14 protein-coding genes are annotated in these 14,333 nt (G+C 65.1%); 3 read left to right on the top strand and 11 right to left on the bottom strand.

From position 1 onward, the window contains the following. Positions 1–17 precede the first annotated feature (17 nt). From I6E04_RS09470 to I6E04_RS09460, 3 genes are read right to left on the bottom strand one after another with little or no spacing between them, the layout of a single operon-like run. Entirely contained in the window at positions 18–1,214 is a 1,197-nt protein-coding gene (locus I6E04_RS09470; protein ID WP_235422951.1) for an electron transfer flavoprotein subunit alpha, read from the bottom strand. Beyond that, positions 1,211–2,008 carry an electron transfer flavoprotein subunit beta/FixA family protein gene (locus I6E04_RS09465; RefSeq protein ID WP_235422950.1) on the bottom strand — a complete coding sequence of 266 codons (798 nt, stop codon included), beginning with the start codon at positions 2,006–2,008 and terminating at the stop codon, positions 1,211–1,213. Before I6E04_RS09465 ends, I6E04_RS09470 begins: the two co-directional genes overlap by 4 nt. Further along, positions 2,005–3,606 (bottom strand): FAD-binding oxidoreductase, encoded by a 1,602-nt coding sequence (locus I6E04_RS09460; protein ID WP_235422949.1) that lies wholly within the window; start codon positions 3,604–3,606, stop codon positions 2,005–2,007. The genes I6E04_RS09465 and I6E04_RS09460 overlap by 4 nt, the downstream gene beginning before the upstream one ends. 316 nt (positions 3,607–3,922) lie before the next feature. On the opposite strand from I6E04_RS09460, the gene I6E04_RS09455 reads away from it, so the two are divergent. Next, entirely contained in the window at positions 3,923–4,219 is a 297-nt protein-coding gene (locus I6E04_RS09455; RefSeq protein ID WP_235422948.1) for a hypothetical protein, read from the top strand. 328 nt (positions 4,220–4,547) lie between these two features. Then, positions 4,548–5,267, top strand: coding sequence for a DUF554 domain-containing protein (locus I6E04_RS09450; protein ID WP_235422947.1), 720 nt, complete (start codon positions 4,548–4,550; stop codon positions 5,265–5,267). Positions 5,268–5,308: 41 nt separating this feature from the next. Here the strand turns inward: I6E04_RS09450 and I6E04_RS09445 are convergent, their stop codons facing one another. After that, positions 5,309–6,292, bottom strand: coding sequence for a VanZ family protein (locus I6E04_RS09445; protein ID WP_235422946.1), 984 nt, complete (start codon positions 6,290–6,292; stop codon positions 5,309–5,311). 8 nt (positions 6,293–6,300) lie between these two features. Then, positions 6,301–6,720, bottom strand: a complete 420-nt coding sequence (locus I6E04_RS09440) for a peptide deformylase (protein WP_235422945.1) — start codon at positions 6,718–6,720, stop codon at positions 6,301–6,303. 169 nt (positions 6,721–6,889) lie between these two features. Between I6E04_RS09440 and I6E04_RS09435 the strand changes: the two genes are divergently transcribed. After that, on the top strand, positions 6,890–7,504 hold the full coding sequence (locus tag I6E04_RS09435; RefSeq protein WP_235422944.1) for a tRNA (cytidine(34)-2'-O)-methyltransferase: 615 nt from the start codon (positions 6,890–6,892) through the stop codon (positions 7,502–7,504). Positions 7,505–7,796: 292 nt separating this feature from the next. Here I6E04_RS09435 and I6E04_RS09430 read toward each other — a convergent pair whose 3' ends face one another. From I6E04_RS09430 to I6E04_RS09405, 6 genes are all read right to left on the bottom strand, one after another. Beyond that, positions 7,797–9,227, bottom strand: a complete 1,431-nt coding sequence (locus tag I6E04_RS09430) for an amidophosphoribosyltransferase (protein WP_235422943.1) — start codon at positions 9,225–9,227, stop codon at positions 7,797–7,799. A 220-nt stretch (positions 9,228–9,447) separates the two neighbouring features. Then, positions 9,448–10,314, bottom strand: coding sequence for a DNA/RNA non-specific endonuclease (locus I6E04_RS09425; RefSeq protein ID WP_235422942.1), 867 nt, complete (start codon positions 10,312–10,314; stop codon positions 9,448–9,450). Between the two features lie 378 nt (positions 10,315–10,692). Then, a complete protein-coding gene (locus tag I6E04_RS09420) occupies positions 10,693–11,487 on the bottom strand; it encodes a tyrosine-protein phosphatase (RefSeq protein WP_235422941.1) in 795 nt (264 codons plus the stop codon). Between the two features lie 204 nt (positions 11,488–11,691). Then, entirely contained in the window at positions 11,692–12,684 is a 993-nt protein-coding gene (locus tag I6E04_RS09415; RefSeq protein ID WP_235422940.1) for a tRNA dihydrouridine synthase, read from the bottom strand. A gap of 514 nt (positions 12,685–13,198) precedes the next feature. Beyond that, positions 13,199–13,558 carry a hypothetical protein gene (locus I6E04_RS09410; RefSeq protein ID WP_235422939.1) on the bottom strand — a complete coding sequence of 120 codons (360 nt, stop codon included), beginning with the start codon at positions 13,556–13,558 and terminating at the stop codon, positions 13,199–13,201. A gap of 35 nt (positions 13,559–13,593) precedes the next feature. Then, positions 13,594–13,806: a hypothetical protein gene (locus I6E04_RS09405; protein ID WP_235422938.1), complete on the bottom strand. Its 213-nt coding sequence runs from the start codon at positions 13,804–13,806 to the stop codon at positions 13,594–13,596. Positions 13,807–14,333 lie beyond the last annotated feature (527 nt).

Genomic DNA, 14,333 nt, shown 5'->3' with positions numbered 1-14,333 from the left:
CGATCGCCTGACGTCTTTCACGTGGCGAGAAGGGCGCGAGCGAAGTCGACGCAGTCGGCGACGACCTTGTAGTGGGCGACGCCGAAGATCGGCGCGTCGGGATCCTCGTTGACGGCGATGATGGTCTGAGCACCGCCGATACCCGCCAGATGCTGTATGGCACCGGATACGCCGAGGCTCAGCAGCACCCGCGGCGCCACCGACGCGCCGGTTTGCCCCACCTGATGCGGATACTCGAGCCAGCCCGCCTCGACGAGCGGACGGGTGCACCCGAGCTCAGCACCCAGCTTGGCCGCAAGCTCCCGCATGAGCGGCACCTGCTTTTTGTCCCCGATACCGCGGCCGATGACCACAAGGCACGCCGCATCGGCGATCGTCGCCGCGGCTCCCGCCGGCTCGACGGCGAGCACACGCACCCGCGGCACGATGCCCGCATCGAGCGCGACATCGGTCACGGTCCCTGCGCGCGTCGGATCGCCCGCGGGAGCGGCGAACACACCCGGTCGAACGGATGCCATCTGGGGACGATGGTCGGGACACACGATCGTCGCCATGAGGTTGCCGCCGAACGCCGGACGCGTCTGCTGCAGCAGCCCCGTCGCGGAATCGAGCTCCAGCACCGTGCAATCGGCGGTGAGGCCCGTCTGCAACCGCACCGCGACCGCAGGCGCCAGCTCGCGCCCGAACGCCGTCGCTCCGTACAGGATCACCTCCGGCCGACGGTCACGCGCCATCCCGCAGATCCAGCGCGCGTACACCTCGGTGTCAAGCCGTTCCAGCCGCGCGTCGCGGCAGCGGATGACCTCGTCGGCGCCGCAGGCGATCAGGCGCTCGGCGTTATCCGAACCAGCCGTGCCCGCGCCCTCGCCCAGCACGGCGACGACATGACAGCCCCGGACATCGGCGAGCTCGCGGGCCCGACCGACCAGCTCGCAGGCGACCGGCAGCACGCAGCCGTCGGCTGTGACCTGCGCGAACACCCAGATGTCATGGAACGTCGAGACGTCGACGCCGCCCGAACCGCCATCCTTGTTGATGGAGATCGCATCGAACGGGCAGGCATCCACGCACGACCCGCAGAACACGCACGCATCGGTCGCCTGCGCGAACTTGCGCGGCCCTTCCCACACAAGCTCGATCCCCGCGTTCGCGCACGCGCGCACGCACCGGCCGCACCCGATGCAGGCCTCGCGATCGACCGTCAATCCGCTCATCGGACAGCCTCCTCGATCAGGGCGGCGACGCGTGCCGCCTGCTCGTCCATGGTCCCCTCGATCACCTGCGCACTCGCGGCGCGCTCGGGCACGAACGACCGCACGACCTGCGTCGGCGATCCGGCAAGGCCGATGCGCGAGGGATCGGTGGCGACCTCGGCGGCCGAACATGTCTCGCAGGTCGCCCGCTCGGCGGAAAACACCCCCGCGATGCTCGGCATCCGCAGCTGCGCCACATCCTTGGACACCGTGAGCACCGCCGGCAGGTCGGTCTCGATAAGCTCGGTCCCCTCATCGGTCGCATGCCAAGCCGCGACGGACGCGTCGTCGATGCGAACCAGGGACCGCACGTCGGTGATGCAGGAGGCCTCCAGGGAACCCGCAAGCTCGGGCCCGATCTGAGCCGTGTCCCCATCGACCGCCATCTTGCCGCACAGCACCAGATCGACCGTGCCGAGCTCGCGCAGCCCGCAGGCGAGCGCGTACGTGGTGGCGAGCGTATCGGCACCTGCGAAGGCCCGATCGGTCAGCAACAGCGCGCGGTCCGCACCGCGCGCGATGCAATCGCGCAAAAGCTCCTGCGTGGCGGGAATGCCCATGGACAGCACGATCACCGTCGTCGGGAAGCCTGCAACCGTCCGCTCGTCCTTGATCTGGAGGGCGATCTCGAGCGCCGTCGCGTCGAACGGGTTCACGACCGAGGCGCGCCCGTCGCGCACGATCGTATTGGTCTTCGGGTCCATCTTGACCTCCGTCGTGGAGGGGACCGCCTTCACGCACACCACGATGTTCACGCCCGATCACCTTCCTTCGCGAGCCGCACGTCGAACAGATTGCCCTGTCCGAGCTGGCAGTACGGGTCGAGTTGCCGCTTGAGCGCCGCCATCTCGCGGATGTGCGCCTCGCCGTACATGGTCGTCAGGAAATCGCGTTTGAGCTTGCCGACGCCGTGCTCCGCCGAGACGGCGCCACCCATGCGCACGACCTCGACGGCCCACCGTGCGAACAGGCGCTTGCCGGCCGCATACTCCTCCATCGAGCGGGGCAGGACGTTCACGTGCAGATGGTTATCGCCGATATGGCCCCACGCGGCCGACTGGAGCCCCGCCTCGGCGAGGGTCGTGCGGTAGAGGTCCATCACGTCGAGCAGGCGGTCGTCGGGCACCGACATGTCGCTGCCGAGCTTGGTGATCGCCGGATCGGTGCGCCGTCGCTCGTCGATGAGCATGTTGACGCTCTCCGGCACGGCATGGCGGAAAAAGCGCAGCGTCTCACGGTCGGCATCGGTTCTCGCCACCCATGTGTCGTCGAGACTCCCACCATGCGCGACGAGCAGCTCGCCCAGATGCGCGAGGTCGGCGAGTGCATGATCGCGACAATCGCAGGCGAGCTCCACGTAGACGCTGCACGACCATGCGTCGTCAAGCATCGGCAGCGTCGAGAAGGCCGTGCCGGCCGTGCGCTGATGGCGCAGGATATCGAGGGCGCCCGCGTCGAAATACTCGATCGCGACGACGTCGGCGATGCCCGCGCGGATGGCGACGGTCGCCGCACAGGCGTCGGTCTCGGTGCTGAAAAAGCAGCTCACGCCCCACGTGACGGCAGGCACCTCCGATAGCGTGAGCTCGAGCTCAGAGATGACGCCGAGCGTGCCGTCCGAACCGATGAACAGGTCGATGGCATCCATGTCGTCGTCGATGAAGTAGCCCGAGGCGTTCTTGGCATGCGGTATATAGTAGGTGGGAAGCGCAAGGTCGTACGTGCGCCCGGATTCCGTCGTGAGCCGCAGACGCCTCCCCTGCGCCCGAACCTCGCCGCGGCGAAGGGAGACCGTATCGCCGTCGGCGAGCACCACGCGCAGGCCGCGGACGTGGGCACGCATGGGACCGTAGCGGAAACTCCGCGCTCCCGATGCGTTGCACGCCGCCATGCCGCCCAGACAGGCAGAGGTCTCCGTCGGGTCGGTCGGGAAAAACCGCTCGGGACCCGCGTACATGCGCTCGAGGGCCGCATGGTCCTCTGGCGCCCACCCCTGGGAGGGCAGCGTCTTGTTTTTCAGGTGGCGGCGGAGCTCGGACAGGACCACACCCGGCTGGACGCGCAGGCAATACGTCCCGTCATCGTCGATGCGCAAGCCGAGATAACGGTTCATGCGGGAGAGGTTCATGACGTGACCGCCCGCGGGCACCGCACCGGCGGCAAGGCCGGTCCGCGCGCCCTGGACCGTCACCGCGGCGGGCGCATCGCCGCCGACGGCGCGCAGGTGCCGGAGCACCGCGACGATCTCGCCCTCGTCGCGCGGGAAGGATATGGAATCCGCCGTGCCCGAACTGCGCGATTCGTCGCGCAGATACGATTGCAGCTCGCGGTCCATGGGAATGATGTCGACCATGGGCGACCTCTCTTTAGCAAAATAAAGCGCTTTTCCAACCAACTATAGCGAACGACGTGGTCGCGCGCGGTGCTATCCGCGATTGTGACAAGCTCATGAACGGACACGTTTGCGATCTTCGGCGTTTTTCCGTGTGATGTGCGCCCTTCTACCTGCGGTTGTCGGGGATCTGTAGGACCGCGCATGGAATCTGGAAAGAATCGACCGCTAGCATGGCCGCACGGCGGCGTTCCCGTCCGATACGACCCGACCGGTGCCGTACGCACTGAGACGGACGAGAGTGACGCAGATTCCGAACCCATCCGAGGAGGAACCGATGGCCCTGTATCTTCCACTCCTGCATCTTGCGCTTGAGATCGTCGACGACCCGTGCAGCGCTCCCGTCGAGCGCGACGCGTTTCCCGATATCGAGGTGATCCCCATCACCTGCGCGCAGATCGGCGACCCGAACGCCATGGACTCCCTGATGGACGGACTGCTGCGAGGGCGCGCCGCCGAACATGCGCGAGCGCACGCGGAACGCGCGGGACGACGGATGGGGCGTGAGACGCGGGGCGCGGATGAGGTCACCCTTGTGGCACGGCGCTCCCCGGCAGGCAGCAAGGTGGCATGAAGACAGACAACACGCAGAGGGCGGCGCTCGACTGCCGATCGACGACTTCGAGGACGCCGTCCAAGCCGAAACGGCACGGGAGCGGGCTGCAGCCTGATCGTCACGCGGAACCTGCGCGGCTACGCCACCTCCCCGATACCGGCAATCGACCCGGCGAGCTATATTGCACAGCACGGCAGTGACGGCGGGGGCGACGTGACGTCACACGGCCGATAGGTCCGGGCGGAACGCATCGCGCCGCGGATTTTGCTACGATGCCAGCGGCGGGACGATCGCGCGGACGGCTGGAGCCCGGCGATACGCCTCGGAGCACAGCGAAGGGAAGCGTATGGTCATCGGGCTGGGCACGCTCATCAACGTCATCTGCATCGTAGCCGGGGGCATCGTCGGCCTGCTCGGCGGGCGGTTCCTTATCCCCCGCATGCAGGAGACGATCATGAAGGCCACAGGCCTGTGCGTGCTGTTCGTCGGCCTCGGCGGCACGCTGGAGCGCATGCTCGCCATCAAGGGCGACCATCTTGCGAGCGGCGGGACCGCCATGATGATCGTCTCGTTCGCGCTCGGATCGGCGATCGGCGAGGCGATCGATCTGGATAACCGCTTTGTCCAGCTGGGTGAATGGCTCAAGCGTGCCACCGGCAACGCGAACGATTCGCGCTTCGTCAACGGGTTCGCGTCCACGTCGCTCACCGTGAGCATCGGCGCGATGGCGATCGTCGGCTCGATCCAGGACGGCATCTTGGGCGACTGGTCGACGCTCGCCCTGAAAGGCGCGCTCGACGCCGTGATCGTCTGCGTGATGAGCGCCTCGCTCGGCCGCGGCTGCATCTTCTCGGCCCTACCCGTCGCAGTGATCCAAGGGTGCATCACCCTGCTCGCCCTGCCGCTGCGCCCGCTCATGACCGACGCGGCGCTGGCGAATCTCGCGCTCGTGGGATCGATGCTCATCTTCTGCGTCGGCGTGAACCTGATCTGGGAGAAGACCTTCAAGCCCGCGAACATGCTGCCCGCGGTGGTCATCGCCGTGGCCTGGGCGCTCGTGATGTAGAAGGCGCGCGGCGGCCAGGCCGGGCGAGCGGTGCCGGGCGATCAGATGGCGTCGTAGGGCAGGCGGTGGCGGCGCGGATAGTAGAGGACCAGCACGGCGATGCCGAGCGGAAAGACCACGATGAACAGCGGCATCAGCACGAGCCGGGCGACGTAGAAGCGGAAGCGTCGGAACCCGAAGCGCGGACGCGTCTCGAACGTCATGTGCACGAAACCCGACCCCGGCGTGCGGCCGTCGCGCAGCCATGGGATGATGCCCTCGACGACAAGGTAGGATACGCCGAACAGCGCGCAGGGCACCGCCAGCGACAGGCTCGCCACGGGTTCGGACCACGACGAGATGAAGATCGCGGCCGCCGTCATGATGGCCGTCGCGGCGACGATCAGGACCAGGTCGAGGAACAGCGCGACGAAACGGCGCACCAAGCCCGGCCGGTCGGTGACCTCGTCATCATCGGCCTCGGGGTCGACGGGCAGTACGAAGGCGATGAGCGCGGCGGCTCCCCATCCGATGACGGCGCCGCCGGTGTTCCACATGAGGTCGTTGACGTCGAAGGTGCGGTATGCGTACGGATACAGCCCGAAGATGCCCGTGAGCTGCGTGGTCTCGATGGCAAGCGACGCGAGGAACCCGACGATCACGGACGCGAGGAGGCCGCGGCGGAAGATGCGCTGGCAGAAAAAGCCGAGCGGCATGAAGAACACCACGTTGGCGAGAATCTGGAACAGCGCCGCGGCGCCGCCGTAGCGCACGTCGTTGATGAAGCGCAGAGGGTTGAGCTGGGGCGCGATGCCGTAGGTGATACCGGGACCCGACGTGCCGCTCGGCAGCGGATAGAGCGTGAAGCACGCGAGCGATAGCAGGTACAGCACGGCGAGGTACACGCCGACCGCCGACCAGGCGCGCAGACGGCCGTCGCGGTGGTAGAGATATGCCAGGATCGGCAGGGTGAGCACAAGCGAGGCGATCGGCCACAGACCGATCGCCAACGCGAACTCATCGGTGAAATTGAGTAGGAACCTCATCGACGCGCTTAGACCAGCTTGCCGTTGCAGTGGTCGATCATATGCTGGATCATCTGGGCGACCCAGCCGGTGAAGTCGCGGCGGCGCGGCTGGAGCTCGCCGTCGACGAGCTCCTCGAAACTCACCTTGGCCTTGGCGAAACGCGTGACCTTGAAGTCCTCGTCGTGGGACAGGCAGCGCTCGACCGCCTTGTAGGCGCCGAGACCCAGCAGCAGCTTGGGGTTGTACATGACGTGCGCGACGCCCTCGTCGTCCACATAGGCGACGACGGCCTTGGCGATGCCGATCTGGTTGGCGGCCAGGCACGCGGCGTCCTCGGTCGCGGCCATGGTATCGAGCAGGTCCTGCGCGATGGCGGCGTCGTCGGCGGTCGCCTTCTCGCACGGCTGTGAGAGCACGGCGTCGTCGTTGATGAGTTCCTTGATCATCGGGGTCATCCCTTCGTTCGGTATCCGGTCGGGCGCGCGGGCGCGCCACACGATAGTAGCGTAACGGGACGCGGCGCGGGCCACATGCACGGGATATGTACATCACGGTACAGCGCGCCGCGTGATACCGTAGATGGGGTCGCAAACGCTCTCGAAAGGATGTGCGGGCATGCTCAACGTCGTGCTGTATCGGCCGGAGATCCCGGCGAATACCGGCAATATCGGGCGAACCTGCGTCGTTGCGGGGGCGCGCCTGCATCTTATCGGGCCGCTCGGATTCTCGCTCGACCATCGGATGCTGCGCCGCGCGGGCCTCGGCTATTGGGAGAACCTCGACGTCACCGTCTACGAGGGGTGGAACGATTTTTTGAAGCGCTGCGGGCTTGCCGAGGACGGACGTGACGAGCGCCTGCACCTGCTCACCAAGAAGGCGCGGCGCACGTATGCCCAAAGCACGTATCGCGATGGCGACTATCTGGTGTTCGGCAGCGAGAGCACCGGCATCCCCGAGGAGCTGCTCGCCTGCGCCCCGACGCGCTGCGAGCGTATCCCGATGCTTGCCGATGACGCGTCGCTGGACAACCGGGACGCTTGGGCGGCGCATGAGCGCTCGCTACACCCCGATGATGGAGACGATGGCACCTCTCCCCTGCTGCGACAGGATATCTGCGGCAACTTCGTCGATCCGGACGACTACCGCATCAGCGCGCTCAACCTCTCGAATGCTGCCGCGATCGTGCTGTACGAGGCATTGCGGCAGACGGGATTTCCCGGAATGACATGAGGCGCCGGACGCGCGGCATCTCATGAGACGAGCGGGGCGCCCGGCTGCACCGGGCGCCCCGCTCGTTTTTAGCGTTTTACATTATCCGTCTACCCGCCGAAACCATTACGGAAGTTTAGGGTTCGGTTTTTGGGCGACCGTCCGAGTAGACCGGATTATCGTACCCTCCCTACCTGCAGGTTTCTTGCTGCAAGATGGCGGTCTACTCGCCAGGGCGCCTCAAAACCGAACCGTAAACGGTGTTTTGGATTTGTGGCGCCCCGAAACCGCCATTCGAGCGGTCCGGACCGACCTACTCCTTGCCGTCCCAGCAGTACGTGCACACCTTGGTGGGATCGATGCCGATCGCCTCGAGCATGCCGGGCAGGGACTGGTAGCCGAGCCTGTCGAAGCCGAGCTGCTCGCAGATGCGGCGCAGCAGGCAGCCGCCGCGCTCGGTCGTGCTGTCGGCGTACTCGTCCAGATGCTTGTCGCCCTCGGGACCCTCAAGTTCGCGCACCACACGACGGGCGATGAGGTCCATGTCGGACTTTCCGCGCGAGAACGACAGGTACTTGCAGCTGAACATGATCGGCGGGCACGCGGAACGCATGTGCACCTCTTTGGCACCCGACTCGTACAGGAAGTTGACCGTCTTGCCGAGCTGTGTGCCGCGCACGATGGAATCGTCGACGAGCAGCAGCTTCTTGCCGTTGATGAGCTCGGGGACGGGGATCTGCTTCATCTCGGCGATGCGGTTGCGGACGCTCTGGTTCGTGGGCATGAAGGAGCGCGACCACGTGGGCGTGTACTTGATGAACGGGCGGGCGAAGGTGGCGCCGCACTCGTTGGCATAGCCGATGGCGTGCGGCATGCCCGAGTCGGGCACGCCCGCGACGTAATCGACGTCGGGCAGTGTGCCGGCAGCAGCCTCGTCGCGCGCCATGATCTGGCCGTTGCGGTAGCGCATGACCTCGACGTTGACGCCCTCGTAGTTGGAGTTGGGATAGCCGTAGTACACCCATAGGAACGCGCAGATCTTCATCTGGTCGCCCGCGGGCGCCACGGTCTCAAAGCCGTCGGCGGTGATGCGCACGATCTCGCCCGAGCCGAGCTCGTAGGCATCCTCGTAGCCGAGCTTGTGGTAGACGAACGACTCGAACGAGATGCAGTAGCCCTCGCCGTTGAGGTCGCGGCCGATCAGCACGGGCAGGCGACCCATGCGATCGCGCGCCGCGAAGATCGTGCCGTCCTCGGTCATGACGAGCAGGGTGAGCGAGCCCTCGACCACGCTCTGGGCGTACATGATGCCCTCGACCAGGTCTTCCTTCTGGTTAATGAGTGCCGCGACGAGCTCGGTGTTGTTCACCGCACCGGAGCTCATGGCCATGAACTGGGCGCCGCCACGCTCGAAATGCTGCTGGATGAGCTCGTCGGCGTTGTTGATGATGCCGACGGTCGTGATGGCGAACACGCCGTGACGCGAGCGGACCAGCAGAGGCTGGGGATCGGTGTCGCTGATGCATCCGATGCCGCTCGTACCGTGGAAGCGCGCGAGATCCGCGTCGAAGCGCGAACGGAACGGGGTGTTCTCGATGGAGTGGATCTCCTTTTGGAACCCGCCCGTGCCCTCACAGAACACCATGCCGGCGCGACGCGTGCCGAGATGCGAATGATAGTCGACGCCGAAGAACACATCGAGCACGACGTCACGCTTCGACGCCGCGCCAAAGAATCCGCCCATAACCATGCCCTCCTGATTGGTTTTGCGAACCCGCATAGTATAGAATGCCGCAACCGTGCGCGCGGGCAAAATCGCAGATTGCCGAGCTATATGGGAGAATGCACACGATTGCGGCATGGACCGGCGCATCAGGTGCACCGCGCCGACCGTCTTGGCCCCTTTGCGTATACGCCGGATGAGCGACCGGTTGATGCGAACGGGCCGTCGCCGGGGGTTCGGCCTACGCCAGGCACTGGCCGCACGGGGCGTAGCCCATGCGCTCCGCCTCGTCGAGCGACCCGGTGAACTCCTCGCGATTGGACGGCGCGATATCCTCGACACCCGGACAATCCGACTCATAGACCTTGTGCGAGTTGGTGTTGAGCACGTAGGTGTCGACCTCGCTCGAAGCTGCATCGTCGGCAGCCTGCGCATCCTCGTCGGACAGGCGCACCTCACCCGTGGCGTAGTCGATCTCGACCCCGGGCTGCACGTTGGAGCACCACACGGAGAAATCGATGCCGCGGCCGTCGTCCTCAAGCGAGTAGGCTTCGACCTGGACGCCGCGACACACCAGCTCGTCGCCCTCGAACACCGGCGTCGATCGATACAGGACATGGTTGTCGGTGTCGTAGATGTAGTCGGCGACTTCCTCCTCGTAGGGACGCATGACATCGGCGTTCATGTAGCGCGTGCCCGTCACGAGGTTGCGCTCGTTGGCGTTTTCGGCCGAAAGCGCCCAGCCGATCAGGTGGCTGCGGTTGTAGAGCGATTCGCCCTCGACGAAATCGTAGCGGATGGAATGCCAGCCGGTCGGGTGCACCTCGCTGATACTCTCGCGCTCCTCGCCGTAATCGGGGATTGTCTCGGGCCCCAGGCACGCCTGAGCAACACCGCAGCGCCCCAACTCGTCGAGGTCGCTGTACGATTCGTATCCGAGGTTGTCCTCGGCATAGGCGACCTCGTCGTCGGTAAACGACGACTGCTCGACGGTCGGCTCGTCCGAGAGCTCGACATACGAACCGGTATGGGACGCCGGCTGACCGCACGCCGCGAGCAGCAGGGCGAGCAACAGGGATACGAAGGCGGGCAGGAACCGTTTGAGCATATATCCTCCTTGAGGCGAAACGCAACGGCCCCTATTGTTCCACAGGCAGAGCGCGTGGCGATGCGATTCAGCCAACGGTTCGCACGGACTCCAGAGCCCGCAACCGGCGACGAGTCCGGCGCTCGTTGAGGGCGAACTTGTCGAAATTGCACTTTTCGGGGGGTTTCGAGTCCGAACGGAAGCGTCCGAGCTTTTCGGCGTTTTGACACAGCCACCTACCTGTGATTTCATTACCGGCCAAAACGGACTTATCTTTCAGGGGCTTCAAAACCCCCGAAAAGTGCAATTTCAGCAAGTTGCCTCTCTTGATGTCCACGACACCCGGCCGTGCGCGATCGACCCCGCGCGGCCCGTTCCCGTCGAACGATTGCGCTCGCGCTATTCGTGGAGGTAGCGGGCACGAAGCTCGGCGCGGGCCTCGGCGTCGACGCCGAGCGCTCGCTCGATGTAGCCGAGCATGCCGCCGAACTCCCGATCCACGGCGTCGACCGCGGCGGCGAGGTAACGCCGATCCACGCCTTCGAAGGGATCCGCCGGGATACCGTCCTCGACTGCGATGTCGTAAAAGCGGTTCGTGGCCATGTAGTCCGCCTCGATGACCCCCCACGGCACCCCGAGCGCACACTCGATGAACACGCTCGCCATGCCGCAGCGATCTTTGCCGGCCGTACAGTGCCACAGCACAGCACCCTCGGTACTGGCGAGAATCTCGCGGAAAAACGTCGTGTACGCCGCGATCCCGCAATCATCGAGCAGCATGTGCGGGTACAGGGTGATCATGAGCTGTGCGGGCCCGACCTCGCCGCGCAATATCTGGCCGCGGACGCGGTCCATATCGGTTTGGCTGCGCGAGACACCCGCCGCCGGCTCCTCGAAGACGGGCAGATGCACGAACCGCAGACCGGGAAACGCGTCGGTGGGGTCCGGACGCTCGGAACACTCCTCGTTCGTGCGCAGGTCGATATCGAGCCGCAAGTCGTACTCGTCGCGCAGGCGCACCAGGTCGGTATCGGTCGCGCGCGCGAGCAGACCGGAACGCAGCAGGCGGTGCGACCTGATGCGACGTCCGTCCTGTGCGGGCATGCCGCCCAGATCGCGGGTGTTGGGAAGCCCCTCGAACGCGATGATACCGTTGTCCGTGTGCCCTGCCAGCTGCGCTGCATCCTGTGCCATGTGATATGCCTTTCCGATTATCGTGTTGGGCACACCTTACCAGAGGGGGCGGACGGTTTGGTCAGCCGCGTGTAAAACATCACAGCCGTCGAAAGCCCGATGCCCGCACACAGGGATGGCCGCAGTCGTTGGCGATGCGCAGGCGCGCGCGTCATCATGCCCGTCCGAAGCATGCGGGCAAACGGGAGACGACCCGAAGCCTTCTTACGTCGCGCGGAACCCGGGAGCATCCGCGAGCTTGCCGTTACGGAATATCGTTTCGGTGGCGGCGCGGTAATCCTTGACCGTGCGCACCTTCCTGACCGCACGATGAACCGACAACGGGTCGGCAAAGGAACACTTGGCATAGAACCACCATTCCTTCATGCGAAAGACCGCGTTGCCGCCCATCTCCGCTTCGTAGGTGCAAAACAGCTTGTCATGGAACCCCTCGAGCTCGGCAAGCGTGAGCGCCGGTCCCCCGCCCAACATGCGCGCCAGGGCAGGGTTGGCGAGGATGCCCCGGCCCAGCATCACGTGACGGGTCTCCGGGTATGCCGCAAGCAACGCATCCATATCGCCGCAGGTGAAGATATCGCCGTTATACGCCACGGGAAACGGCGCCGTTCGCAACGTTTCGCCGTAGGGCTTCCAGCGCGGGATACCGCGGTAGCGATCCTTTTGCACGCGGGGGTGCACGATCAGCTCCGCGAGCGGATGGCGGCGAAACATCGCGAGGATCTCGTCGTACTCCGCATCCTCCGCGATGCCGATCCGCGTCTTGACGGACACCGGGATGGGGGACCTCCGGCAAACCTCGCCCAGAAACGTATCGAGCTCGTCCAGGGAGCGCAGGAAGCCCGCTCCCTTGCCCTTGGAGACCACCGTCCCCGAGGGGCAGCCGACGTTCAGGTTGACTTCCCGGTACCCCATCTTCGCCAAAAGCTCAGCTGCCCATACGAACTCGTCGGCGTTTTTCGTGAGCAGCTGCGGCACGACGTCGAGTCCCGCATTGTTGCCCGGATCGACCTCTCCGCGGTCGCGCTTGCCGAACGAGCTGCCCACGCGCGGCGGGGTGAGAAACGGCGTGTAGTAGCGGTCGAGCGCGCCGAAGCATGCCGCATGGATCCGGCGGAAGGTGTGCCCGGTGAGCCCTTCCATGGGCGCCAGCGACAGCAGCGGTCCGCGAGAACCGAACCCGGCATTGGTCTTTTGCATGATGGCACGCTCCCCTGCTCGTAATTCCCGGGGTTATGGTATCTCAGATGCAGGCCGCACCTCGAAAGCAGATGATGGCATCGGGGGCACCGCCACGGGCATCATAACGGGAACATCGGATCCTGCGGGGTAACGCGGCGATTAGGCCCGGCGATGCGCAACGAGAGGCGCCAGCCGCCAACAACTCCGGACGCTCACCCGGTCTTCGTTTCGCTAGACCGATCACGGCGCATCGCCACCCCTCGAAGCACATCTCCGAAAGGTCCTCCTCCGCCTGGGCGCTTCGCCTCTTCTCCTGTCCGCTTTCGGCGATGAAGAAGGTCTCCCCGTTACCGCCGATACCAAGATGCGCACCCGGCTTCAACCCGTCAAGGCCCGTATCTCCAAGGGGCAAACGACCCCGCTCGTCGAACTCGATGAAATTCCCCTCGATCGCGAGCAGAGCAAACGTATCGTCAAAGTCAGCCGAACGGCCATCGGCGGCGACTTCGGCATCGCCGTTGTCGGCGAAGCTTCACGCATGGCTTTCGAACCCCTGCTCGTCGACGATAAGCTTGGCAAACAGGCTTGCACGACGGGACTCGCCGGCACAAAGGAGATACGACCCATACTCGTCGAATTGCCTGACGGCGTACACCTTCCGGTCGCCTTCGAGAAGGCGTGACGGCACGCCGACGGCAAGGTCTCCCGGCACAGCCACCTCGTCGGATCCAAAAAGGATGTCTCCCGGACCTTTTCCACCACGGGAAAGCTCCGCGAGAAGCTCGCAGGCCGCGACCGGCTCCTCCTCGCCGTCATCGTAACCGTAGACCGCCGGACCGGGCCAAGCGGCACCGACCGCGGCGAAGTTGAGCGTAGCTGCCTCCTGCTTCAAAGCCCATGCCACGATCTGCTGTCCGAGGCGGGAAGTTACTGTCGGAGCAGAGAGAAGCGCCGATCGTCAAAGGGACCGGACTCCGCACGGTCGAGCAGATAGCTTACGAGCTCATCCACCATGCGCGGCTCGATGAAGACGGGGCGCCCGCCTCCGCACCGTCTCCATGATGTGAGGGACTCGCGCTCGTTCGGCTCAAGATCCTCCAAACGGTATGTCGTAAAGCCGATTGACGCCCGAATACCCATGTCGCATCCCCTCCGTTCGCCTCCCACGCCTTATTGTTGCATCCCTGTAAAGGCAGGCTGTGGAACATGGCATGCGCGCATGGGAAACGAAGGGTAGCAGCAGCCCATCCTGACAAACCGAGGGAAAACTGTAGAGGTCGAGATAGAGGCGAACGATGTGATCGCCGCCGATACCTTTGGTCTTGTCCTTCGATGGGGACTCCGGAACCCTCTGGGGCGGTGCGGATTCCGGTACGAATAAACCCGAGCGGAGTGTTCTGAAGTCAGAGAAAGGGTTTTCCTCCCTCGGAGAAAAACCCTTTCTTACCTGCGGGGATGTTGGTTTCTGGTTCAGAGCGTTGCAGATTATTTTGAGGGGAGAATCACTCCCACTCAGTAATTGTCGGCGCGGGTGAGAGGACCGCTTCATCTTCTGCTTCGCCGTTTACCACCATACTTACCCTATTCCACATGCACTCAAGATGGATTCACGCGGTCACCGTCCCCATCACCCCTCCCCCCTTGCGAATCATGGCGCAGGAGCGCCC

Source organism: Collinsella tanakaei, assembly GCF_021531055.1.
Lineage (GTDB): Bacteria > Actinomycetota > Coriobacteriia > Coriobacteriales > Coriobacteriaceae > Collinsella > Collinsella tanakaei_B.
Note: the sequence above shows the minus strand (reverse complement) of the source record. Positions and strands in the feature narration are given on the sequence as shown.

Excerpts from the sequence above, each read along its gene's own strand:
- I6E04_RS09470 (WP_235422951.1), bottom strand. The coding sequence starts at position 1,214 with ATGAGCGGATTGACGGTCGATCGCGAGGCCTGCATCGGGTGCGGCCGG.
- I6E04_RS09460 (WP_235422949.1), bottom strand. The coding sequence starts at position 3,606 with ATGGTCGACATCATTCCCATGGACCGCGAGCTGCAATCGTATCTGCGC.
- I6E04_RS09455 (WP_235422948.1), top strand. The coding sequence starts at position 3,923 with ATGGCCCTGTATCTTCCACTCCTGCATCTTGCGCTTGAGATCGTCGAC.
- I6E04_RS09450 (WP_235422947.1), top strand. The coding sequence starts at position 4,548 with ATGGTCATCGGGCTGGGCACGCTCATCAACGTCATCTGCATCGTAGCC.
- I6E04_RS09445 (WP_235422946.1), bottom strand. The coding sequence starts at position 6,292 with ATGAGGTTCCTACTCAATTTCACCGATGAGTTCGCGTTGGCGATCGGT.
- I6E04_RS09440 (WP_235422945.1), bottom strand. The coding sequence starts at position 6,720 with ATGATCAAGGAACTCATCAACGACGACGCCGTGCTCTCACAGCCGTGC.
- I6E04_RS09435 (WP_235422944.1), top strand. The coding sequence starts at position 6,890 with ATGCTCAACGTCGTGCTGTATCGGCCGGAGATCCCGGCGAATACCGGC.
- I6E04_RS09430 (WP_235422943.1), bottom strand. The coding sequence starts at position 9,227 with ATGGGCGGATTCTTTGGCGCGGCGTCGAAGCGTGACGTCGTGCTCGAT.
- I6E04_RS09425 (WP_235422942.1), bottom strand. The coding sequence starts at position 10,314 with ATGCTCAAACGGTTCCTGCCCGCCTTCGTATCCCTGTTGCTCGCCCTG.
- I6E04_RS09420 (WP_235422941.1), bottom strand. The coding sequence starts at position 11,487 with ATGGCACAGGATGCAGCGCAGCTGGCAGGGCACACGGACAACGGTATC.
- I6E04_RS09415 (WP_235422940.1), bottom strand. The coding sequence starts at position 12,684 with ATGCAAAAGACCAATGCCGGGTTCGGTTCTCGCGGACCGCTGCTGTCG.
- I6E04_RS09405 (WP_235422938.1), bottom strand. The coding sequence starts at position 13,806 with ATGGGTATTCGGGCGTCAATCGGCTTTACGACATACCGTTTGGAGGAT.